Origin of the sequence: Streptomyces sp. NPDC005393 (assembly GCF_040606675.1) — a bacterium.
In the GTDB taxonomy this organism is placed as follows: Bacteria; Actinomycetota; Actinomycetes; order Streptomycetales; family Streptomycetaceae; genus Streptomyces.
This window is the reverse complement of sequence record NZ_JBEXFG010000001.1, coordinates 357,361-380,010: the sequence shown is the minus strand read 5'-3', so window position 1 is coordinate 380,010 and position 22,650 is coordinate 357,361. Positions and strand designations below refer to the sequence as shown.

General features: G+C 71.9%; 17 protein-coding genes and 1 pseudogene. 11 read left to right on the top strand and 7 right to left on the bottom strand.

All coding sequences use genetic code 11. The features are described 5' to 3' along the window. The first annotated feature begins 179 nt into the window (after positions 1–179). The 3 genes from ABZS71_RS01875 (at position 180) to ABZS71_RS01865 (ending at position 5,316) form a co-directional block, all read left to right on the top strand. Positions 180–1,715: a maltokinase gene (locus tag ABZS71_RS01875; RefSeq protein ID WP_356206669.1), complete on the top strand. Its 1,536-nt coding sequence runs from the start codon at positions 180–182 to the stop codon at positions 1,713–1,715. 862 nt (positions 1,716–2,577) lie between these two features. Beyond that, on the top strand, positions 2,578–4,770 hold the full coding sequence (gene glgB, locus ABZS71_RS01870) for a 1,4-alpha-glucan branching enzyme (RefSeq protein WP_356206861.1): 2,193 nt from the start codon (positions 2,578–2,580) through the stop codon (positions 4,768–4,770). Between the two features lie 351 nt (positions 4,771–5,121). After that, positions 5,122–5,316, top strand: a complete 195-nt coding sequence (locus tag ABZS71_RS01865) for a hypothetical protein (protein WP_356206667.1) — start codon at positions 5,122–5,124, stop codon at positions 5,314–5,316. Between the two features lie 132 nt (positions 5,317–5,448). Here the strand turns inward: ABZS71_RS01865 and ABZS71_RS01860 are convergent, their stop codons facing one another. Next, entirely contained in the window at positions 5,449–6,825 is a 1,377-nt protein-coding gene (locus tag ABZS71_RS01860) for a cation:dicarboxylase symporter family transporter (RefSeq protein WP_356206859.1), read from the bottom strand. Positions 6,826–7,055: 230 nt separating this feature from the next. On the opposite strand from ABZS71_RS01860, the gene ABZS71_RS01855 reads away from it, so the two are divergent. The 4 genes from ABZS71_RS01855 (at position 7,056) to ABZS71_RS01840 (ending at position 12,184) form a co-directional block, all read left to right on the top strand. Further along, a complete protein-coding gene (locus ABZS71_RS01855; RefSeq protein ID WP_356206665.1) occupies positions 7,056–8,678 on the top strand; it encodes a sensor histidine kinase in 1,623 nt (540 codons plus the stop codon). Positions 8,679–8,870: 192 nt separating this feature from the next. Continuing rightward, complete coding sequence (locus tag ABZS71_RS01850; protein ID WP_355846717.1) at positions 8,871–9,590, top strand: response regulator; 720 nt, start codon at positions 8,871–8,873, stop codon at positions 9,588–9,590. Between the two features lie 318 nt (positions 9,591–9,908). Next, on the top strand, positions 9,909–11,270 hold the full coding sequence (locus tag ABZS71_RS01845) for an ABC transporter substrate-binding protein (protein ID WP_356206663.1): 1,362 nt from the start codon (positions 9,909–9,911) through the stop codon (positions 11,268–11,270). Next, a complete protein-coding gene (locus ABZS71_RS01840) occupies positions 11,270–12,184 on the top strand; it encodes a sugar ABC transporter permease (RefSeq protein ID WP_356206660.1) in 915 nt (304 codons plus the stop codon). Before ABZS71_RS01845 ends, ABZS71_RS01840 begins: the two co-directional genes overlap by 1 nt. Before the next feature lies 1 nt (position 12,185). On the opposite strand, the gene ABZS71_RS01835 is transcribed toward ABZS71_RS01840, so the two are convergent. The 3 genes and pseudogenes from ABZS71_RS01835 to ABZS71_RS01825 all read right to left on the bottom strand — a co-directional run bounded on the left by ABZS71_RS01835 (position 12,186) and on the right by ABZS71_RS01825 (position 13,193). Beyond that, entirely contained in the window at positions 12,186–12,419 is a 234-nt protein-coding gene (locus ABZS71_RS01835; RefSeq protein WP_356206657.1) for a hypothetical protein, read from the bottom strand. 129 nt (positions 12,420–12,548) lie between these two features. Further along, a pseudogene (locus ABZS71_RS01830) lies at positions 12,549–12,709 on the bottom strand (DUF397 domain-containing protein); the annotation flags it as partial. Positions 12,710–13,025: 316 nt separating this feature from the next. Next, a complete protein-coding gene (locus ABZS71_RS01825; RefSeq protein WP_356206655.1) occupies positions 13,026–13,193 on the bottom strand; it encodes a hypothetical protein in 168 nt (55 codons plus the stop codon). A 227-nt stretch (positions 13,194–13,420) separates the two neighbouring features. On the opposite strand from ABZS71_RS01825, the gene ABZS71_RS01820 reads away from it, so the two are divergent. Together ABZS71_RS01820 and ABZS71_RS01815 are read left to right on the top strand one after the other, a co-directional pair. Then, on the top strand, positions 13,421–14,395 hold the full coding sequence (locus ABZS71_RS01820; RefSeq protein ID WP_356206652.1) for an SDR family NAD(P)-dependent oxidoreductase: 975 nt from the start codon (positions 13,421–13,423) through the stop codon (positions 14,393–14,395). Between the two features lie 286 nt (positions 14,396–14,681). Next, positions 14,682–15,545, top strand: coding sequence for a carbohydrate ABC transporter permease (locus tag ABZS71_RS01815; RefSeq protein ID WP_355846701.1), 864 nt, complete (start codon positions 14,682–14,684; stop codon positions 15,543–15,545). Between the two features lie 16 nt (positions 15,546–15,561). On the opposite strand, the gene ABZS71_RS01810 is transcribed toward ABZS71_RS01815, so the two are convergent. The 3 genes from ABZS71_RS01810 to ABZS71_RS01800 form a co-directional block, all read right to left on the bottom strand. Then, on the bottom strand, positions 15,562–16,734 hold the full coding sequence (locus ABZS71_RS01810) for a hypothetical protein (protein WP_355846699.1): 1,173 nt from the start codon (positions 16,732–16,734) through the stop codon (positions 15,562–15,564). Next, a complete protein-coding gene (locus tag ABZS71_RS01805; RefSeq protein WP_356206650.1) occupies positions 16,725–18,080 on the bottom strand; it encodes a hypothetical protein in 1,356 nt (451 codons plus the stop codon). The genes ABZS71_RS01810 and ABZS71_RS01805 overlap by 10 nt, the downstream gene beginning before the upstream one ends. Positions 18,081–18,155: 75 nt before the next feature. Continuing rightward, positions 18,156–19,181 (bottom strand): ATP-dependent 6-phosphofructokinase, encoded by a 1,026-nt coding sequence (locus ABZS71_RS01800; RefSeq protein ID WP_356206647.1) that lies wholly within the window; start codon positions 19,179–19,181, stop codon positions 18,156–18,158. Positions 19,182–19,392: 211 nt separating this feature from the next. Between ABZS71_RS01800 and pta the strand changes: the two genes are divergently transcribed. Together pta and ABZS71_RS01790 are read left to right on the top strand one after the other, a co-directional pair. Further along, positions 19,393–21,483: a phosphate acetyltransferase gene (gene pta / locus ABZS71_RS01795; RefSeq protein ID WP_355846692.1), complete on the top strand. Its 2,091-nt coding sequence runs from the start codon at positions 19,393–19,395 to the stop codon at positions 21,481–21,483. After that, positions 21,480–22,625: an acetate kinase gene (locus ABZS71_RS01790; RefSeq protein ID WP_356206645.1), complete on the top strand. Its 1,146-nt coding sequence runs from the start codon at positions 21,480–21,482 to the stop codon at positions 22,623–22,625. The genes pta and ABZS71_RS01790 overlap by 4 nt, the downstream gene beginning before the upstream one ends. The last annotated feature ends 25 nt before the right edge of the window (positions 22,626–22,650 follow it).

The following is a 22,650-nucleotide window of genomic DNA, read 5'->3' as shown; positions in this document are numbered from 1 at the left end:
CGACCCCCCGTCATGGGCACTTGTCTACTACCGCCGCAGGCGGAGCGCCGATCGCGTACTCCGTACTCGCCGTACGGACGATCCTCGCCCGACACGTCCCGCACCGTCGCACAGTCAATGCCGCAATCCGGGACACTTTGCCCTGATCGGTCGTGTGCCCGGGGAAAGGACGCGACGCCATGCCGGAAGCTTCATTCTCCCGGGGGGCACACCACCCGCCGACCGCTGCACCACGGGCCGAGCCCCTGTCACCCGCCGTCCGCGCCGCCGCGTCGGGTGACGCGGGCTCAGCCGGGCTGCTCACCTCGCTCGCGCCGCTGCTCGCCGAGTGGCTGCCCCGGCAGCGCTGGTTCGCGGGCAAGGGCCGCCCCGTCAACGGCTTCGCGCTCGTCTCAGCGACCGAGCTGCTGCCGTGCGCGGCGGGCGGCGCCACGCCCGGACTGCTCCATCTGCTCATCCGCGCCCAGCAGCCGGAGCCGCCCGGCCACCGGCACGGTTTCGGCTGCGGGCACCGGCGCGGTGCGGCGGCCAGCGACTGCTATCAGATCCTCCTCGGGGTGCGCTCCGCCCTGCCGCCGCCGCTCGCGCACGCGCTCGTCGGCCGCCCGAGCGGCGGGCCGCTGGACGGGCGCACCGTGTACGAGGCCCTGTTCGACCCCCGTCTCGCCGGGCTCCTGCTGGAGCGGCTGCGGGTGCCGGGCCGGCTCGGGCCGCTGCGGTTCGTCCGCGAGCCGTCCACCGTCATCCCCTCCGTGCTGGTGCCCCGGCTGATGACCGCCGAGCAGTCCAACTCCTCGGTGGTCTATGGCGATACGTTTATTCTCAAGCTCTTCCGCCGGGTCAGCCCCGGCACCAACCCCGACCTCGAACTTCCGCTCGCGCTCGCCCACACCAGCTGCACCCGGGTGCCCGCGCCCGCCGCCTGGTTCGAGGCCGAACCGCCCGTCGAGGGCGCGGGGCCTCCGCCCGAGCCCTTCACGCTGGGTGTGCTGCAGCCCTTCCTCACCGGTTCCACCGACGGCTGGCGGCTCGCCCTGGACGCCCTGGACGTACGGGCCGACTTCACCGACGCCGCCCGAGCGCTCGGCCACGCCACCGCCGAGGTGCATCTCGCGATGGCCTGCGCGCTGCCCACCTCCGTACTACGGCGGCCGCAGATCGAACACCTCGCGGCCGCCATGAGCGAACGGCTCGACTCGGCCGCCGCCGCGGTGCCCGCGCTCCAGCCGTACCGCGCCGCGCTGCACGGCGCCTACGAGGACCTCGCCGCGCTCGGGCGCGCGGGCCGCACCTGGGCGGCCCAGCGCATCCACGGCGATCTGCATCTGGGGCAGGCGCTGCTGACGACCGACTCCGGGGGTGAGGGGCGGTGGTCGCTGATCGACTTCGAGGGCGAGCCGTCGCGTCCGCTCGCCGAGCGCCGCCGCCCGCAGCCGCCGGTGCGCGATATCGCGGGCATGCTCAGGTCCTTCGACTACGCGGCGGCCGTAGGGGAGCACGAGGACCCCCAGGAGTGGGCCGGCCACACCCGCGCCGCCTACTGCGCGGGCTACGCGGACGCGTCCGGCACCGATCCGCGCGCCGAGCCGGAGCTGCTGCGCGCCCACGAGACCGACAAGGCCGTCTACGAGGTCCTCTACGAGGCGCGCCACCGACCCGACTGGCTGTCCGTCCCCATGACCGCGATCCGCCGCCTCGCCGGCGCCCGCGCATGACCGACGTTCCCTCCGACGCCCCCGACACCTCCGGGAGGACCACCCCGTGACCGCACGCCCGCCCTCCAGCCAGTACCCGTCCGACGAGGACCCGGGGCGCGGTCCCGCCGCCACCGGTGCCAGGACCGGCCCGGCGGTCCCTCGCACGTTCCTCCCCGACCGCGCCCGGCCGCGCACCGAGGCGGCCCCCGCCGCCGCACCGGCCCGGGAGGCGGGCGAGGGTGTCCCACCCGCCCCCGACCGGGCGCGCCGGGCCGCGGGCCCCGCCGCGGCACCGGCCCAGGAGGCGGGCCCGGGTTCCCCGCCGCCCGCACGACCGGAACACCCCCGTGCCGAGCCGTCCGCCGATGCCGGGGCCGGGTCACGGACGCCGGACACCCCGACAGCCGGACACCCGCGCCCGGACCGACCGGGCCCGGCGGACGCCTCCGCGGCAGAGGCCGGCTCGTCCCCCCGCGAGGATCCCGCATCCGCCGACGCCGGGGCCGGTCGGTCACGGACGCCGGACACCCCGACAGCCGGACACCCGCGCCCGGACCGACCGGGCCCGGCGGACGCCTCCGCGGCAGAGGCCGGCTCGTCCCCCCGCGAGGATCCCGCGTCCGCCGAGTCGGCGGGCGTCAAACCCGCGCCCGGCCAGGAGTCCCCCGGCCCCGACGCGCGCGTGTCCTACGGCTCCGCCCCCCGGCCCCGCGCGCCGCGCCCGGAAGAGGGCCGGGACGAGGGGACCAACGCCCCGGACCGGGCCGCCGAGGCGGGGCCCGGAGCCGAGAGCGGCGCCCCGGCCCGGCCGCCGGTCGCCGGGCGGCCCACGGCACGGGCCGCCCAGCGGCCGGAGGCCGATGCGTACGCCGACCGGCGGGTGCGCGCCGCGCCCGCGCTCGGCGACGAGGAGCGGCAGCGGCTGCTCGCCGGCGCGCACCACGATCCGCACGCCCTGCTCGGCGCCCACCCCGTCCGCCGCGGCGTCCTCTTCCGGGCGCTGCGCCCGTACGCCCGCTCCGTGACGGTCACCGCCGCCGGGCTGCGCGCACGGCTGCACGCCGACGGCGACGGGCTCTTCTCCGGCGTGCTGCCGCTCCAGGAGATCCCCGACTACCAGCTGCTCGTGGCGTACGACGACACCGAACTGGAGGTGCACGACCCGTACCGCTTCCTGCCCGCCCTCGGCCAACTCGATCTGCACCTCATCGGCGAGGGCCGCCACGAGGAGCTGTGGCGGGCGCTCGGCGCGCTCCCAATGACGCACCACGGCGTGGCCGGGACCCGGTTCACCGTCTGGGCGCCCGACGCGCGCGGGGTGCGCGTCACCGGCGACTTCACCTACTGGGACGGCGCCGCCTTCCCGATGCGCTCGCTCGGCGGCAGCGGCATCTGGGAGCTGTTCATGCCGGGGGTCGGCGAGGGCGCGCTCTACAAGTTCGAGATCACCCGCCCCGACGGCACCCACACCCTGCGCGCCGACCCGATGGCGCGGCGCACCGAATGCCCGCCCGCCACCGCCTCCGTCGTCCACTCCTCGCACCACCGCTGGCGCGACGACGCCTGGATGGCGCGCCGGGAGGGCCTGCGCGTCCATGAGTCCCCGTTCTCGGTGTACGAGGTCCACCTGCCGTCGTGGCGGCCGGGCCTGACCTACCGGCAGCTCGCCGAGCAGCTCCCCGCCTACGTCAAGGACCTCGGTTTCACCCATGTCGAGCTGATGCCGGTGGCCGAGCACCCCTTCGGCGGCTCCTGGGGCTACCAGGTCACCGGTTTCTACGCGCCCACCGCCCGCCTGGGCACCCCCGACGACTTCAAGTACCTGGTCGACGCGTTGCACCGGGCGGACATCGGCGTCCTCGTGGACTGGGTGCCCGCGCACTTCCCCAAGGACGACTGGGCGCTGGCCGAGTTCGACGGCCGCCCGCTGTACGAACCGGCCGACCCGGCGCGGGCCGCGCATCCGGACTGGGGCACGCTCGAATTCGACTACGGCCGCACCGAGGTCCGTAACTTCCTGGTCGCCAACGCCGTCTACTGGTGCCAGGAGTTCCATATCGACGGTCTGCGGGTCGACGCCGTCGCCTCCATGCTGTATCTCGACTACTCCCGCGAGCCCGGCCAGTGGACGCCCAACGCGCACGGCGGGCGGGAGAACCTGGACGCCGTCGCCTTCCTCCAGGAGATGAACGCCACCGTCTACCGCCGCTGCCCCGGCGTGGTCACCATCGCCGAGGAGTCCACCGCCTGGGACGGCGTCACCCGCGCGACCCACCATGTCGGCCCGAGCGGCTTCGGCGGCCTCGGCTTCGGGCTGAAGTGGAACATGGGGTGGATGCACGACTCGCTGGCCTATGTCGCGCACGAGCCGGTGCACCGCACGTACCACCACCATGAGATGACCTTCTCGATGGTGTACGCGTACAGCGAGAACTATGTGCTGCCGATCTCGCATGACGAGGTGGTGCACGGCAAGGGCGCCCTCGTCTCGAAGATGCCCGGCGACTGGTGGCAGCAGCGCGCCGACCACCGCGCCTACCTCGGCTTCATGTGGGCCCACCCGGGCAAGCAACTGCTGTTCATGGGCCAGGAGTTCGCGCAGGGCGCGGAGTGGTCGGAGGCCCACGGCCCCGACTGGTGGCTGCTGGACCCCTCGTACTCCGCCGAGGCCGACCACCGCGGCGTCCGCGACCTGGTCCGCGACCTCAACCGGGTGTACGCCGCCACGCCCTCCCTGTGGCAGCGCGACACCGACCCGGAGGGCTTCGCCTGGGTCGAGGGCGACGGCTACGAGGACAATGTCTTCGCCTTCCTCCGCTTCGACGCCGCGGGCACACCGCTGCTGGCCATCAGCAACTTCTCCCCGGTGGTCCGGCATGAGTACCGGATCGGGGTGCCGGACGCCGTGCCGGAGTGGCGCGAGGTGCTGAACACCGACGACCGGCGCTACGGAGGCAGCGGCGTCGTCAACCCGGAACCGCTGAAGTCCGAGCCCACGGGCCGGCACGGCCGCCCCGCCAGCATCCTCCCGGTCCTCCCCCCGCTCGCCACGATCTGGCTGCGGCCGGCTTAGGCCTGGCTGACGCCGAGCCGGCCCAGTTCGGTGCGGACGCGGTGGGCGTCCGGGTGGCCGAGGGTGTCGAAGCGGGTCAGGGCCTGCTGCCGGCTGTGGCAGGCCCCGGCCCGGTCCCCGGCGGCAGATTCACTGCGACGACCATCGCGGCCTGCCCACAGGGCCAGGTCAGCGAGGCATCAGCGGGACATCAGCGGTATGTAGCACCCTACGGTCATCGAGGGTCCCACGGGCACCGGAAACTCACCCCGGTCCGCCACGGCGGCCGGGCGGGAAGCGTCCGCTCCCGGGGACCCTCTTCCCGACCGTGAAGGGGGGCGGCTGGGCGGTGCGATGCCGAAAGGGCGGCTCATGACCACAGCTGGACGGATCCGCGGCGCACCTCGGACAGGCGATCTCGTCTACGACACCGAGCGCGAGGCCATCGGCCGTGTCGCCTATGTCGACACCGGCTCCAACCTCGCCTGGCTCAAACCCCAGCACGACGGCCCCGAGTGGACGGCGCTCCCGGAGCAACTGCGCCTCGCGGCGGACGGCGAGCGCTGACGGGGCTCCCTTTGCGGGCGTCTCGCGGCTTCCAACGGGGGGAGGACGCGGGGCGCCGATCGACACCCACTTGCACGCACCTGCGGCCCTGCCCCGATTCAGGAGGGCAGGGCCGCGGTCGCGCGTGAGGCGTCAGGCGGGGACGTGCTTCTTCGCCGTGTCGCCGTCGCGCTGCTCGGGGAGGGTCTTGCCCTCGTCGGCCTCATGGCCCGGGATCGCCTCGCCGTGAGCGCCGTGGCCGTCGCCGCCGCGGGCGAAGGCCTCGCTGTCGAACGGGAGCCGGCCCGCGAGGACCTCCTGCATGCGCTCCTTGTCGATCTCCTTGGTCCAGGTGCCGACCAGGACGGTGGCGACCGCGTTGCCCGCGAAGTTGGTCAGCGCGCGGGCCTCGCTCATGAAGCGGTCGATGCCGACGATGAGGCCGACGCCGTCCACCAGTTCCGGGCGGTGCGACTGGAGGCCGCCGGCCAGGGTCGCCATGCCCGCGCCGGTCACACCGGCCGCGCCCTTCGAGGCCACGATCATGAAGACGAGCAGGGATATCTGCTGGCCGATCGAGAGCGGGTTGCCCATCGCCTCGGCGATGAACAGCGAGGACATGGTCAGGTAGATCGCGGTGCCGTCCAAGTTGAAGGAGTAGCCGGTCGGCACGGTGATGCCGACGACCGGCCTGCTGACGCCCGCGTGCTCCATCTTGGCGATCAGCAGCGGCAGCGCCGACTCGGACGACGAGGTCGACAGGATCAGCAGGAACTCCCGCGCCAGATACTTCAGCAGCAGGAACAGATTCACGCCCGCGACCAGCCGCAGGATCGTGCCGAGGACGACGATCACGAACAGCGCACAGGTGACATAGAAGCCGATCATGATGACCGCGAGCGCCTTGAGCGCGTCCAGACCGGTCTCGCCGACCACCGCGGCGATCGCGCCGAAGGCACCCACCGGCGCGGCCCACATGACCATCGACAGCAGCTTGAAGACCAGCTGCTGGATGTGGCCCACGCCGCGCAGCACCGGCTCGCCCGCCTTGCCCATCGCCTGCAGGGCGAAGCCCACGAGCAGGGCTATCAGCAGCGTCTGCAGCACCTCACCGCCGGTGAAGGCGGAGACGAGGGTGGTGGGAATCATGCCGAGCAGGAAGTCCGGCAGGGACTCGCTGCCGCCCTCGACCTGGCTCTGCCCGGCCTGGGCCGCCTCATGGCTCATATGGAGGCCGCTGCCGGGCTCCAGTATGTTGCCGACGACCAGGCCGATGGCGAGGGCCACGGTCGACATCACCATGAAGTAGCCGAGCGCGAGACCGCCGACCGCGCCGACCTTGGCGGCCTTCCGTACGGAACCGATGCCGAGCACGATCGTGCAGAAGATGATCGGCGAGATCAACATCTTGATCAGATTCACAAAGCCGGTACCGATGGGCTTCAGCTCCACCGCCACCCCGGGGGCGGCGAACCCCACGATGATGCCGAGCACCACCGCGCCGATCACGGCGAGGTAGAGGTAGTGAATCCTTGCCTTGTTCGCCCGCTCGGGCTCGTGACGCCCCGATGCGGGCGGCGAGGTCTGCGCAGCCACGGTGCTGCCCCCTTCTTCATCTGCCGTCCAACTGTCCTGGCGCTGTACTGTGTGCGGCTCGCACACCGCCTTGAACGGTCCCGGCGACTATGCCCCACCCTGTGACGGGGGTCACCCTTCCGTTCATTTCGTTCATCCAAAGATGCGTGTGCAGACTGATGGGCATGCGCGTCCCCCACCCCCGGAGCCTGGCCGGCCAGCTCTTCGCGATGCAGGTCGTGCTGGTCGCGGCTCTGGTGGCCGGATGCGCCGTCTTCGCCTACGTGACCGACCGGAGCCAGGCGGAGGTCGCCGCACGCCGCCAGGCGACGGCCGCCGCGGCCGCCGTCGCCGACTCCCCGGCGGTCGCCGAGGCCGTACGGTCCGACGACCCCAGCGCCCGGCTCCAGCCGTACGCGGAGAAGGTGCGCCGCGACACCGGCGTCACCTTTGTCACGATCATGAATACCCGCGGTATCCGCTGGGCCCACCGCGACCCGGACCAGATCGGCGAGAAATACCTCGGCCACATCCGGCCCGCGCTGCGCGGCCGGATCTTCTCCGAGACCTACACCGGGACCCTGGGCGCCTCGGTGCGCGTCGTCGCCCCCGTGCACGATCCGCGGGCGGGCGGCCGGATCACCGCGCTGGTCAGCGCGGGCATCACGGTGGACACCATCAGCGCCCAGGTGCGCCGCCAGCTGCTCGCCCTGCTCGGCGTCGCGCTCGGCGCGCTCGCGGTCGGCGGCGTGGCCGCGTATGTCATCAACGCCCGGCTGCGCCGCCATACGCACGGGATGAACGCCTCCGAGCTGAGCCGGATGCACGACTACCACGAGGCCGCGCTGCACGGCGTGCGCGAGGGGCTGCTGATGCTCGACGGCCGACGGCGGATCGCGCTGATCAACGACGGCGGCCGGGAGCTGCTCGGCCTGCCCGAGGACTCGGTCGGCCGGTACGTCGCCGAGCTGGGCCTGCCCGCACCGCTGACCGGCGCCCTGCTGGCCACCGAGCCGCGCGTCGACGAGCTGCATCTGACCGCGGAGCGGGTCGTGGTCGTCAACACCTCGCCGGTCAGCAGCGGTGAACAGCGCGGCACGGTCGTCACGCTCCGCGACCACACCGAGCTCCAGGCGCTCTCCGGCGAGCTGGACTCGGTACGCGGCTTCGCCGAGGCGCTGCGCTCCCAGGCCCATGAGGCCGCCAACCGGCTGCACGCCGTCGTCTCGCTGATCGAGCTGGGCCGGGAGGACGAGGCGGTCGACTTCGCGACGGCCGAGCTGGAGCTGGCCCAGGCGCTCACCGACCAGGTGGTGGCGGCCGTCGCCGAACCGGTGCTGGCCGCGCTGCTGCTCGGCAAGGCGGCCCAGGCCAATGAACGCGGCGTCGAGCTCGTCCTCGCCCCCGACAGCCGGATCGACGACGGTCTCCTGCCGCCCGGTCTGCCCGCCCGCGATCTGGTGACCATCCTCGGCAACCTCATCGACAACGCGACGGACGCCGCGGCCGAGGGCGTGGGCAGCGGTACGGCTCCGCGCAGCGCCCGCGTCACGGTCACCGCCCGCGCGGACGGCGGCGAGCTGACGCTGCGCGTCGCGGACACCGGGGCCGGTCTCGACCCGGCGGCGGCCGAGGAGGCCTTCCGCCGCGGCTGGAGCACCAAGTCGCCGGGGCGCGGCCTGGGCCTGGCCCTGGTCCAGCAGGCCGCCCGCCGCAACGCGGGCACGGTGGAGGTCACCACGTCCCAGGAGGGCGGCGCCGAATTCACCGTCCGCCTCCCCTTGCCCTCGGCGGCCCCCACCCCATGAGTTGCCGCACCCGGTCCAGCCCGACGGGCGCAGCGCCCGCACACGAATCGGCAGCGCCCGGCCCTGGCCAGCGGCAGTTACCCTCCGTAAATTAGAGCCCCGAGCTTTCCGCACGCCCACCAACCCGGCGCGCGGGCGTCCCACCCCCCACGCCCCTCCAGCCGCGACCCCTGCCCGAGAGGAATCCGCCCCATGAGCCCGACGCAGGCGAGACCGGCGAAACCGGCGCCGATCCGGGTTCTCGTCGTCGAGGACGACCCCGTCGCGGCGGACGCGCATCAGATGTACGTCGAGCGCGTCCCCGGGTTCGCCGTCGTCGGGACGGCACGCACGGGCGGCGATGCCCAGCGGCGGCTGGAGCGGACGCCCGCCGATCTACTGCTGCTGGACCTCTATCTCCCCGACGGCCACGGCCTGCAGCTGGTCCGAGCGCTGCGCGCGGCCGGGCACGGGGCGGACGTGATCGCGGTCACCTCGGCCCGGGATCTCGCCATGGTGCGGGACGGCGTCTCGCTCGGGGTCGTGCAGTACGTACTGAAGCCGTTCACCTTCTCCACCCTCCGGGACCGGCTCCTGCGGTACGCCGAGTTCCGGGCGACCGCCGGCGAGGCCAGCGGACAGGACGAGGTGGACCGCGCGCTGGCCGCGTTGCGCGCGCCGCAGCCGGCCGCGATGCCGAAGGGGCTGACCCAGGCCACCCTGCACGCGGTCACCGAGGTGCTGCGCGGCGCCGGGGAGGGGATCTCGGCCGCGGCGACGGCCGAGACGGTCGGCATCTCCCGGATCACCGCGCGCCGTTATCTGGAGCATCTGGTGGACGCGGGACGGGCGGCACGCTCCCCGCACTACGGGCAGATCGGCCGCCCCGAGCTCTTCTACCGCTGGCTCAGCGAGCACGAGGGCGACCACTAGCAATGCTGTGAGGAAGCTTTCCCATCCCACTTCAAGTCCATGATCACGTACGCGAAGAACCACCATCTCGCCCGGGTCAGCTTCTGGTCGCTCAACCGCGACCGGAAGTGCGGCTCCGGTACGGACGCGGACGCCTGCGGCGGCATCACCAGGGCACGTACGACTTCACCGAGGTGCTCGCGGGCTGCACCGGCTGAGCCCCCGCGACCGGACCGGCGTTCGATCAAATGGCTTGCCGGTCACGGGGATTGACCTTGCGGTGAAGCCGACCTTACGGTCAGCCCGCAGCCCTCAGAGGCCAGCAAGGAGGTCGTGCCCGTGCGCCCCACCACCCCACTGATCCTCGCCGCCGCCACCCTCACCGCCACCATGGGCCTCACCGCCTGCGGCGGCGGCTCGGGAAGCGACCCGGACACCGTCAAGGTCGCCTACAACCGCAGCACCGACAACAAGATCCGCTTCAAGGACAACCATCTCGCCGCGGTGAAGAAGCAGTTCGAAAAGGCGAACCCCGGCAAGAAGATCAAGCTGATCCCGATCCAGGCGCAGGACAACGACTACGCCACCAAGGTCCAGCAGATGATGCGGTCCCCCAAGACCGCGCCCGACCTGGTCTACGAGGACACCTTCCGGATCAACTCCGATATCAAGGCGGGCTATCTGCGCCCCCTCGACGACTATCTGGCCAAGTGGAAGAGCTGGGACCAGTTCGTCGACACGGCGAAGACCGCGGCCAAGGCCGAGGACGGCAAGACCTACGGGGTGCCGGACGGCACCGACACCCGTGGCCTGTGGTTCAACAAGAAGATCTTCGCCAAGGCCGGGCTCCCCGCCGACTGGGCGCCGAAGAACTGGAACGACATCCTCGAAGCCGCCCGAACGATCAAGAAGAAGGTCCCCGGCGTCACCCCGCTCAACCTCTACACCGGCAAGGCCCCGGGCGAGACGTCGGTCATGCAGAGCTTCGAGATGCTGCTGTACGGCACGGGCGGCGCGGACGCGCATCCGCTCCACGACCCCAAGACGAAGAAGTGGGTCACCGGCGGCAAGGGCTTCCGGGACGCCCTGACCTTCCTCAAGACCGTCTACTCCGAGAAGCTGGGCCCCGACATCTCCGACGCCCTCGACCCCAACGTCGGCACCACGGTCTTCAGTGAATGGCTGCCCGAGGGCAAGCTCGCCATCGCCCTCGACGGCTCCTGGCTCGGTCAGAACTGGCTGAAGACCGGCGGCAAGCCGTGGCCGGAGTGGTCGAAGACGCTCGGCCAGGCCGCGATGCCCACCCAGCACGGCCAGGCACCCGGCAAGGTCAGCATGTCCGGCGGCTGGACGTGGGCCATCAGCGCCAAGTCCAAGAACGCGGACCTCGCCTGGAAGTTCATCGAGCAGCTCCAGACCAAGGACAACGCGGTCAGGTGGTGCATCGTCGATGCCCAGATCGCGGTCCGCAAGGACGTGGCGAAGGACCCGGAGTACGCCTCCTCGATGCCCGGCATCACCTTCTTCACCGGCCTGGTGAACTACACCCACTACCGCCCGGCCACCCCCCTCTACCCCCAGGTCTCCACCGCCATCGGCGAGGCCATGGAGGCGGCGACCACGGGTGACTCCTCGCCGAGCGGCGCCGCCAAGGCGTATGACAGCCGGCTGAAGTCCATCGCCTCCGGCGCCACGGGCTGATGACCACCGCGACCAAGGTGGCGGCGGCGCCGCCCACTGCCCCCGTGCGCCCGGGGCGTCGCCGCCGCCCCCTGCGCTGGCTCCCCCTCGCCCCCGCCACGGTGCTCTTGTTGCTCTTCCTCGGCGGGCCGATCGGCTACTGCGTCTATATCGCCTTCACCAATATGCAACTGACCGGCGCGTCCACCACGGACTTCGTCGGCCTCGACAACTTCCGGCGCGCCTTCGGGGACGACGACTTCCGCAACGCGGTCGTTCTCACCCTCGTCTTTACGTTTGTGTCCTCCCTGGTCGGCCAGAACACCCTGGGTCTGGCCCTGGCCGCCCTGATGCAACGCGCCTCCAAGCCGGTGCGTACGCTCACCGGCTCGATCGTCATCGCGGCCTGGGTCGTCCCCGAGATCGTCGCGGGCTTCCTGCTGTACGCCTTCTTCCGCCGCGAGGGCACGCTCAACGAGCTGCTGGACCGGCTCGGTCTGCCGTCCCAGAACTGGCTCTACACCCTGCCGATCCTCGCCGTCTCCTTCGCCAACGTCTGGCGCGGTACGGCCTTCTCCATGCTCGTCTACTCCGCCGCGCTCTCCGAGATCCCCAAGGAGATCACCGAGGCGGCGGAGGTCGACGGCGCCGGTGGTCTGGGGCGCTTCTGGCATATCACCCTGCCGATGATCCGCCGGTCCATCGGCACGAACCTCATGCTCAACACGCTCCAGACGCTGTCCGTCTTCGGCCTCATCTGGGCCATGACGCGCGGCGGGCCCGGAAACCGCAGCCAGACGCTGCCGGTCTTCATGTACGACCAGGCGTTCAACAAGTCGCTGATCGGCTACGGGACGGCGGTGGCGCTGCTGTTGCTGTTGGTGGGGGCGGTGTTCTCGGTGGTCCACCTGCGGCTGATGAGGGAAGAGGTCTGAATCAGCGCTCGCCCTTCTTGGCCTTGTACAGCTCAAGGTCCCGGTTCGCGAACAGGTGAACGTAGCCGCAGTTCCGGCAGATCAGCCCGGTCGCCGACTCGTTCGCCCAGGCGAAGTTCAGCAACTCCATGCCGGAGCTGTTGAGTTTCACCTCACGGTCCCGGAACAGATCGCCCTTGCAGAACGTGCAGGTGATCCACACATCCCCGATAGCCGCACGCACAGGCTTGGCCACGCGCCCCACCTTCCCCCTAGGTCACCGAGCAGCTCACTCGTTCGAAACACGCCACGCGGGCGTCAGCATAGCCATGGCCCCGGCCTGGACCGGGAGCACGGGGGCGTGCGGCGCCCCAAGCCCCTCGGTAAGAGCGGCCCGGAAAGCCGCCCAGGCGGCGGGCGTGCACTGGGGCCGTCGGGGTCCTTGGAGTCGCGTACGGCCACCGTGCCGGGCACGTTGGTGGCCACCTCGACGCACTCGCGTTCTGCGTTGCTGTAGCTCGACTTGCGGTACACGAAATCAGGCATGGCTCAGCAAGGTAGGTAGGAATCTCCCGGATTCATCCGGGAGAGCGCTTCAAGTGGGGGCGTGTGTGGCCGCGACCCCGGCCCTGCGTGCCCTGCACGCCGAGATCGAGGTGCCGGACGAGGTCTCCTGGGCCAACGGAGATCCTGAAGCCCGGGAAGGCCGACAGCGCCTCCTTGGCGCTCTGTCCCTGGTACGGCTGGTCGAAGTCGCTCGCGGTGCGCAGGTCGACGTAGCGGTCCAGGTGGCCGTGTGCCCAGGGTGCCGTTGTCCGAGGGCGTGCGCCGCCGATACCGGAGGTGAGGAAGTACGCCTTGCTCAGGTCCAGTCGGCGGCTGTCCAGGATGGCCGGACCCTGGCTCTGCCGTTGTCCGCGTCGCCGGAGGCACACGAGAGCGGGCCAAGGGTCACCAGGGCCGCGACGAGGGCGAGAACGGCCGCCACAACGACGGCCGTTCGGGGCTTGGGACGAGTGACGGTGGTCATGGACCCCCACCGTAGAAGCCGTTTGTTGCGCCCATATCAAGACAGGACAGCTGTCGGCACCGGCCCTCGACGGCGTCACGGAGGCGGGAAAGCGTCTTCCGGCCGGCCGCGCGCGGCCGGCCGACGACGACCGCGTCCCGCCGTCCTCGAGCGCACCGGAGTGAACCCGGCCCGCGGCATGGCCCGTGCGTTGACTTCGAGCGCCCTCCAGGCCATAGCTTCGCCGCATGACAACACCCCAGCACCGGATCGGCTCGGGCTTCGGAGCCCGGAGCACCACCGAGGAGGTCCTGCGCGGGATCGACCTCACGGATAAGTTCGCGGTCGTCACCGGCGGCTACTCGGGCCTGGGTCTGGAGACGACACGGGCGCTCGCCCGCGCCGGGGCCACGGTCATGGTCCCCGCGCGGCGGCGCGCGACGGCTGAGGAGGCGGTCGCCGGCATCGACGGCGTCGAGGTCGACGAACTGGATCTCGCCGACCTGGACAGCGTCCGTGCCTTCGCCGAACGCCTCCTCGCCTCCGGCCGTCCCATCGACCTCGTGATCAACAACGCCGGGATCATGGCCTGCCCGGAGACCCGCGTCGGACCGGGCTGGGAGGCCCAGTTCGCCATCAACCACCTCGGCCACTACGCCCTCGTCAACCACCTCTGGCCCGCGATCGCCCAGGGCGGCGCGCGGGGCGGGGCGCGCGTCGTCTCGGTGTCCTCCAACGGCCATCAGCTCTCCGATATCCACTGGGACGACGTCCGCTTCGAGCACGGCTACGACAAGTGGCGGGCATATGGCCAGGCCAAGACGGCCAACGCCCTGTTCGCCGTCCGGCTCGACGCCCTGGGCCGGGACGCCGGCGTCCGCGCCTTCTCGGTCCACCCCGGCACCATCGCCACCCAGCTGGCCCGCCACGTCCCCAAGGAAGAGATGGTCGCCGCCGGCTGGATGGACGAGAACGGCACCTGGGCAGGCTCGTTCAAGACACCCGAACAGGGCGCGGCGACCCAGGTGTGGGCGGCGACGTCCCCCCGGCTGACGGGCGCGGGCGGCGTCTACTGCGAGGACTGCGACATCGCCGAGCCGGCGGGCGAGGGCGAGCTCATCGCGGGCGTACGCACGTATGCGACGGACCCGGGGGCGGCGGAGCGGCTGTGGCGCCTCTCCGCCGACCTCACGGGGGTGAACGCCTTCCCGACGACCGGCTGAGCCAACGCCGTTTCTGAGGGCGGCGCCGTCTCGCGCCTTCGGCGCACAGACGCGCATCGGGGCGGTGGGGGCCCAGACCGCGCCGTCGCCGCCCGGCGGGCCGGCTCCGGAGCCGGCTCAGCGCGGCGGCCAGGAGTTCGCCGACTTCCTGGTCCGCCCCGACAGCTATTTCGTGGAGTAGCCGAAGACAGCCAGAGGTCCGCACCGGTCTTCCCCCACGGTGGGGCACACGGTTTCATGGACGGGACGCTGATCGACTGCGCTCGCCGCGCGAGGAGGTCCCAGGTTGTCCGCACTCTCCCGTGATCCCTGGCCCCGTCCCCTCTGGTCCCCTCGCGTCCGCCGCCGGCTGGCCGCCGACACCGCTCTGCTGGCCGTCGCGGCGGCGTTTCTCCTTCCGCTGGCGTGGCTGGTGCTGGCCTCGGTCGACGGCGCGGCCACCTTGCGGGTATCGGCGCCCGGCTCCCCCACGCTCGACAACTTCTCGGCGGTGTGGACGGACGAGATCACCTTCACGCCCATGCTGAACAGCCTGCTGCTGTGCGGCAGCGCGACCGTGCTGACGGTCGCGTGCGCGGCGCCGGCCGCCTATCCGCTCTCCCGCTTCCGCTCCCGCCTGGTGCGCCCGTATCTGCTGACGGTGCTGTTCACCACCTGTCTGCCGATCACCGCGATCATGGTCCCGGTCTACGGCCTCTTCGTCCAGGTGGACCTGATCGACACCATGTCGGGCACGGCCCTCTTCCTGGCCGCCTCCCAGCTCCCCTTCGCCATCTGGCTGATGAAGAACTTCATGGACGGCGTGCCGGTGATCCTGGAGGAGGCGGCGTGGACGGACGGCGCGTCGTGGCTGCAGAGCCTGACGCGCGTCATCCTGCCGCTGATGGGGCCGGGGATCACGGTGGTGATGATCTACAGCTTCATCATGATGTGGGGCAATTTCTTCGTCCCCTTCATGCTGCTGCTCTCCCCCGACCAACTTCCGGCGTCGGTCTCCATCTTCACCTTCTTCGGCAACTACGGCCAGGTGGTCTACGGCCAGCTGGCCGCCTTCTCGATCCTCTACTCCACCCCGGTGGTCCTGCTGTACGTGCTGATCGCCCGCCGCATGGGCGGCGGCTTCGCGCTGGGCGGCGCCGTCAAGGGGTGACGGCGCCGCCGGCCGGTCACGTGTCGGGGAGGGACGGCACGGTGCAGCCGTGGTGTGCGGCGGAGCGGGTGGCGAACGCCTTGAGGGCGGCGCGTTCGTACGCCAGGTCCGGGCGGCGGCGGGTGTCGCCGTCGGCGTCGTCGGCGCGGATGAGATAGAGGGCGGGCTCGGCGCCGGCCGGGCACGGGGCGGAGGCCCAGTAGGCGCTCTGGCCGAGCCGTCCGGCGGGCTTCTCGGCGGGGGTGACGTTCTCGTAGTCGTGGTCCCGGGTGTACTGGGAGCGGGTGTCCTCGGCGTACGGGCCGTAGTACGCCTCCAGCCGGTAGCGGGGTGAGCCGTCGCGGGCGCCCAGGGCGCAGACCTCGCGCGGGGCCCGGCCGCGGGCGGTCTCGCGGGCGGTGGAGACAGCGGAGCGGGAGGCCGTGGGGACGCCGGCGCAGGTGCCCTTGGCGCCGAGGAGGGGTTCGTACTCGTCCTTGTTCACCGGGAGGCCGACGCCGCGGACCGGTTTGCCGAGGGGCGCGCCGCAGTGCCAGTGGTCGTTGGCCGCCTTGGCGGTGGCGGTGGCGGTGCGGACGAAGTCGGGGCGGGCGGCGGGGTCGTCGAGGGTGGCGTCGCCGCCGAGCGCGGTCTCGACGGTGATCAGCAGGCTGTCGCCGCGCCGGTCGCAGTCGAGCAGGACGGCGGCGGTCGCGGTGCCGTCCTTGGCGTCGCCGAGCCGTGCGGTGTCGGTGGCGAAGAGGCCGGACCAGCCGTGGCCCAGCGGGACGGGCAGGGTGTCGCGGGCGGGTACGGCGATGTAGAGCTCGCCGCGTCCGTACGCGCTGTGGGGGCGGGGCGAGCCGGCGATGGTCACCGAGAGGCGGCCCTTGTCCCCGGCGGTCACCTGGCAGTGGACGGACAGGGTGTTGCCCCGCTTGCCCCCGTCGCTGCTGCCGCCGTCGCTCTTGGCGCCCTCGCTCTTGGCGCCGAAGGAGCCCTTGGTGCGGTTGGTGACGTCCAGCCCGTCGTCGCCGAGCACGGCGCGGACGTCGCCGACGGGGAGCACCCCGTCGCACGCCTCGTCCAGCGCCCGGTCGTCGCTGCCCGCGAACCAGACGATCGCGCCGGTGAGGGCGGCCGGCGCGACGACGGCGGCCACGAGGGCCCGTAGGTGCCGCCGGCTGAGCCGTGGTGGGGTCAGTGCCACTGCTCCACCTCCCCGAGCACCTTCGTATCGCGGCAGTCCGCGGACTTCGGCCAGCCGTCCTTGGCGCTGAGATAGCGGTCCAGCACGGTGCGCGCGGTGCGGGAGAGCTTGGCGCGGTCCTCGGCGCCGAGGACGGCGGTCTCACCGTCCGCGAGCCGGACCTCAGGGAGGACGGAGACGCGGTGGTAGGTGGCCCGGCCGCCGCACACCGACCGGGCCCACAGGGCGAGTTGGGGATGGCTCACATCGGAGGAGATGCGGTCTTCGCGCCGATCCGCCCCGGAGCCGGTCCCGGAGCCGGACGGGGAGTCGGACTCGGAGTCGGAGTCGGAGTCGGTCTTGGCATCGGTCTTGGCGTCCGCTTCGGGACCGGCCTCGGAGGGGCGCCGGCTCTCCTCGTCCGCTCCCCAGCCGGGCACATGGCCCTCGCGCTCGTACGCGTCATAGGCGGACCGGCCGAGGATCCCCGACCAGCTGGCCGCCTCGACCCCGGTGATCTGCCACTGCTTCGGGCGCTCGCCCTCATTCCGCTCGGCGTCCGCGTCCCAGGCGCCGGCGCAGGCGCTCAGGCGCGTGGACTCCTGCAGATCGCCGACGGTGGTCCAGGTGCCGGACCTGACGCCGGGGAGCGAGGAGCCACTGATCCATCCGCAGGTGCGCAGATCACGGCCGGGCGCGCCATGTGTCTCGTCCGTGTTCACCACATCGGTGGGCAGGTCCAGCGGGGCGGAGCCGCAGTGCTGGGCCTTGGTGATGGCGTTCGCGACATGGACGGCGGTACGGAAGCCGGTGAGCGCGGCGGTGCGGTCGGGCTCGCCCTTGCCCTGGTCGGCCCCGGCGGTCACCCGGGCGGTGACATACAGATCGGTCGTCGGCCGGACCCGGCCGCTGAGTCCGTACAGACAGTCGGCCACCAGCCAGGCGCCCCGCTTGCCGTACTGGCCGGTGGTGCCGGGCGCGACAAAGGCGCCGCCGCCCGTATCGAGGAGTTCGCGGGTCTTCACGGCCTCGGGCACATCGGAGACCAGTGCCTCGGCGTGGACCGTGACCCCGTAGCCGGCTCCCCAGTTCAGCGAGCAGTCCAGCAGGGACCGGCTCTGCCGGCCCGGGGCGAGCATCGTGCCGTGCTGGCTCAGCTCGCCCGGCCGGCCGTCACGCACCAGCCGTTCGAGGTCGCCGTACGGCAGCGTGCCGTCGCACGCCTTGCGCAACTGGTCCCGGTTGGCGGCGAGATGGCCGCCGTCGCCGCCAAGGTTCGCGAGGGCGACACCACTCGCGACCAGCGCTGTGATCAGTACGAAGAGGACGGTGCGGCGCAGCCGCACCCGGTCCCATAACCCACGCATCCCGCCCGTTGCTCCTTCATCCCCCCTTGATCCTGCGTCCGCCAAGATCAGGCCGGGACAGTACCAGGAGGTGGCTCAGAAGACCGACTCGGCCTCGTCCATGCGGTTCACGGGGACGGTCTTGAGCTCGGTGACGGCCTCGGCGATCGGCACCATCGTGATGTCCGTGCCGCGCAGCGCGGTCATCATGCCGAAGTCGCCGCGGTGCGCGGCCTCGACGGCGTGCCAGCCGAAGCGGGTGGCCAGCACACGGTCGTACGCGGTGGGGGTGCCGCCGCGCTGCACATGGCCGAGGATGACCGGACGGGCCTCCTTGCCCAGGCGCCGCTCCAGCTCGGCCGCGAGGCGGTTGCCGATACCGGCGAACCGCTCATGGCCGTACTGGTCGATCTCGCCCTTCTGGTACTCCATCGAGCCCTCGGCGGGGTGGGCGCCCTCGGCGACACAGATGACCGCGAACTTCTTGCCGCGGGCGAAGCGCTCCTCGATCATCTTCACCAGCCCGTCGACCTCGAAGGGCCGCTCCGGCAGACAGATGCCGTGCGCACCGCCCGCCATACCGGACTCCAGCGCGATCCAGCCCGCGTGGCGGCCCATGACCTCGACGACCATGACCCGCTGATGCGACTCGGCGGTGGTCTTGAGCCGGTCCATCGCCTCGGTGGCGACGCCGACGGCGGTGTCGAAGCCGAAGGTGCGGTCGGTGGAGGAGATGTCGTTGTCGATCGTCTTGGGGACGCCGACGATCGGCAGCCCCGCGTCCGAGAGCATCCGGGCGGCGGTGAGGGTGCCCTCGCCGCCGATCGGGATCAGCACGTCTATACCGTAGTCGCGGGCGTGGTCCTTGGAGGTCTCGCACGCCTCGCGCAGCCGGGCCCGCTCCAGCCGGGAGGAGCCGAGGATGGTGCCGCCGCGGGCGAGGATGCCGCTGACCGCGTCGAGGTCGAGCTTGCGGTGACGGCCGTCGAGCAGGCCCTTGAAGCCGTCCTCGAACCCGATGACCTCGTCACCATGGCCGGCCACCGCGCGGTGGACGACCGACCGGATCACAGCGTTCAGGCCGGGGCAGTCGCCGCCTGCGGTGAGAACTCCGATGCGCATCGTGCTGTGTCTCCTGCTCCCTACGGGTAGATCTGAGCCAGTCCGATTGTTTCATGGGCGAGGTGATGCTGTGTCCCCCACGCTGACGAGCGCCATAATCACGCCCGCGGGTATTGTCAAGAGGACTGGGCCATCCAATATGGCCAATTTGTGTCCGAAGTGGCGCACACCGGGAAAACGCCGAGGAACGCCAAAGGAACGGAGAGCACGCGTGACGCGCAGCGTGTACGTGACCGGGATCGAACGCGGCGACGGGCGCCAGGCCGTCGAGCTGGGAGTCATGGAGCTCCTGACCCGCCATGTCGACCGGGTCGGCGTCTTCCGCCCCCTCGTGCACGACGATCCCGACCGTCTCTACGATCTGTTGCGGGCCCGCTACCGGCTGAGTCAGTCGCCCGCGTCCGTCTTCGGGATGACCTATGAGGACGCGGCCGCGTTCCAGGCCGAGCGGGGCACCGACGAGCTGGTCTCGCACCTGGTCGAGCGCTTCCACGAGGTGGCCCGCGCGTACGCGTACGTGCTGGTGCTGGGCAGCGACTACGCCGCCACCAGCCTCCCCGACGAGCTGGGGCTGAACGCACGGCTCGCCAATGAGTTCGGCGCCTCGGTGATCACGGTGGTCGGGGGCCAGAACCAGACCGCGGAGTCGGTGGGCGCCGAGGCGCACAACGCCTACCGCGCCTACGAGGCGCAGGGCTGCGACGTCGTCGCCGTCGTCGTCAACCGGGTCGCCCCCGACGACCGCGAGGCCATCGCCGAGCGGCTGGCCACCCGGCTGCCCGTGCCCTGCTACGCGCTCCCCGAGGACGCCGCGCTCTCCGCGCCGACCGTCTCCCAGATCGTCCGCACGCTCGGCGCCGAGGTGCTGCTCGGCGATCACTCCGGACTCTCCCGGGACGTACGGGACTTCGTCTTCGGCGGCGCGATGCTGCCGAGCTTCCTGCCCGCGCTGACCGAGGGCTGCCTGGTGGTGACCCCCGGCGACCGGGCGGACCTGATTGTCGGCGCGCTCGCCGCGCACAGCGCGGGCGCGCCCGCGATCGCCGGCGTGCTGCTCACCCTGGACGAGCGGCCGGGCCCCGACATCCTGGCGCTCGCCTCGCGGCTGGCCCCGGGCACCCCGGTGGTGTCCGTGGCGGGCGGCTCCTTCCCGACCGCGGCCGAGCTGTTCGCGATCGAGGGCAAGCTCACCGCGGACTCGCCGCGCAAGGCCGAGACCGCGCTCGGCCTCTTCGAGCGCCATGTGGACACCGCCGCGCTGACCGACCGCATCTCGCTGGCCCGCTCCGTCCGGGTCACGCCCATGATGTTCGAGCACGAGCTGATCGAGCGATCCCGCTCCCAGCGCCGCCGGGTCGTCCTCCCGGAGGGCACCGAGGAGCGGGTGCTGCGCGCCGCCGACGTCCTGCTGCGCCGCGATGTGTGCGACCTCACCCTGCTGGGCGAGGAGGACGTGATCCGCAAGCGCGCCGCCGGTATCGGCATCCAGCTCGCGGACGCCGATATCGTCGATCCGCAGACCTCCCCGCTGCGGGAGCGCTTCGCCGAGCGGTACGCGCGGCTCCGCGCCCACAAGGGCGTCTCCTACGAGCTGGCGTACGACGTGGTGGCCGACGTCTCGTACTTCGGCACCCTGATGGTGCAGGAGGGCCTGGCCGACGGCATGGTCTCGGGCGCCGCGCACTCGACCGCGGCGACCATCCGGCCCGCCTTCGAGATCATCAAGACCGCGCCGGGCGCCGAGATCGTCTCGTCCGTCTTCTTCATGTGCCTGGCCGACCGGGTGCTGGTGTACGGCGACTGCGCGGTCAACCCGGATCCGAACGCCGAGCAGCTGGCGGACATCGCCATCCAGGCGGCGACGACCGCCGCCCAGTTCGGGGTGGAGCCGCGGATCGCGATGCTGTCGTACTCCACCGGCACCTCCGGCTCCGGGGCGGATGTGGACAAGGTCCGCAAGGCGACCGAGATCGTGCGCGAGTGCCGCCCGGATCTGCTGGTCGAGGGCCCGATCCAGTACGACGCGGCGGTGGACGCGGCGGTCGCGGCGACCAAGCTGCCCGACTCCGAGGTGGCGGGCCGGGCCACCGTCCTGATCTTCCCGGACCTGAACACCGGCAACAACACCTACAAGGCCGTACAGCGCTCGGCGGGCGCCGTGGCGGTGGGCCCGGTCCTCCAGGGTCTGCGCAAGCCGGTGAACGACCTGTCCCGCGGGGCACTCGTCCAGGACATCGTCAACACCGTTTCGATCACCGCCATCCAGGCCCAGTCCCCGACGCAGAAGGCGCAGACCGCGTGAACCGCACCCGAGTCCTCGTCCTCAACTCCGGCTCCTCGTCCGTCAAGTACCGGCTGCTGGACATGGCCGACGGCGCCCGGCTCGCCTCCGGCATCGTGGAGCGGATCGGGGAGGGCCCCGTCGCCGACCACGCGGCGGCCCTCAAGCAGGTCTCCGAGGAGCTGAGGGGGCAGGGCCTGGGCCTCGACTCGCCCGAGCTGGCGGCGGTCGGCCACCGGGTGGTGCACGGCGGCACCCGGTTCACCGAGCCGACCCTGATCACCGATGAGGTGGTCGAGGAGATCGAGAAGCTGATCCCGCTGGCCCCGCTGCACAACCCGGCGAACGTCACCGGGATCAAGGTGGCCCGCACGCTGCGCCCGGATCTGCCGCAGGTCGCGGTCTTCGACACCGCCTTCCACGCGACGATCCCGGAGGCCGCGGCGCGCTACGCGATCGACGTGGAGACCGCCGACCGGTGCGGGGTGCGGCGCTACGGGTTCCACGGCACCTCGCACGCGTATGTCTCCCGGGCCACCGCCGGGCTGCTGGGCAAGGACGTCTCCGAGGTCAACACGATCGTGCTGCACCTGGGCAACGGCGCCAGCGCCTCGGCCGTGCGCGGCGGGGTGTGCGTGGAGACCTCGATGGGGCTGACTCCGTTGGAGGGCCTGGTCATGGGTACCCGGTCCGGGGACATCGACCCGGCGGCGATCTCCCATATGTCCCGGGTGGGCGGGATGTCGACCGACGAGATCGACACCCTGCTCAACAAGCGCAGCGGGCTGCTCGGTCTGTGCGGGGACAACGACATGCGCGAGATCGGCCGCCGGATGGGCGAGGGCGACGCGGCCGCACAGCTGGCCTTTGACATCTACATCCACCGGCTGCGCAAGTATGTGGGCGCGTACACCGCGGTACTCGGACGGGTGGACGCCATCGCCTTCACCGCCGGCGTGGGGGAGAACTCCGCGGCGGTGCGGGAGGCGGCGATGCGCGGCCTCACCGCGTTCGGCATCGAGGTGGACTCGGTGCGCAACGCGCTGCGCTCCACCACGGCGCGGCTGATCTCCGCCGGGAGCAGCCGGGTCGCGGTGGCCGTGGTGCCCACGGACGAGGAACTGGAGATCGCCGGCCAGGCGTTCGACCTGGTCAGCGCCTAGCTCTCGGGCTTTGCTCACCTTGACT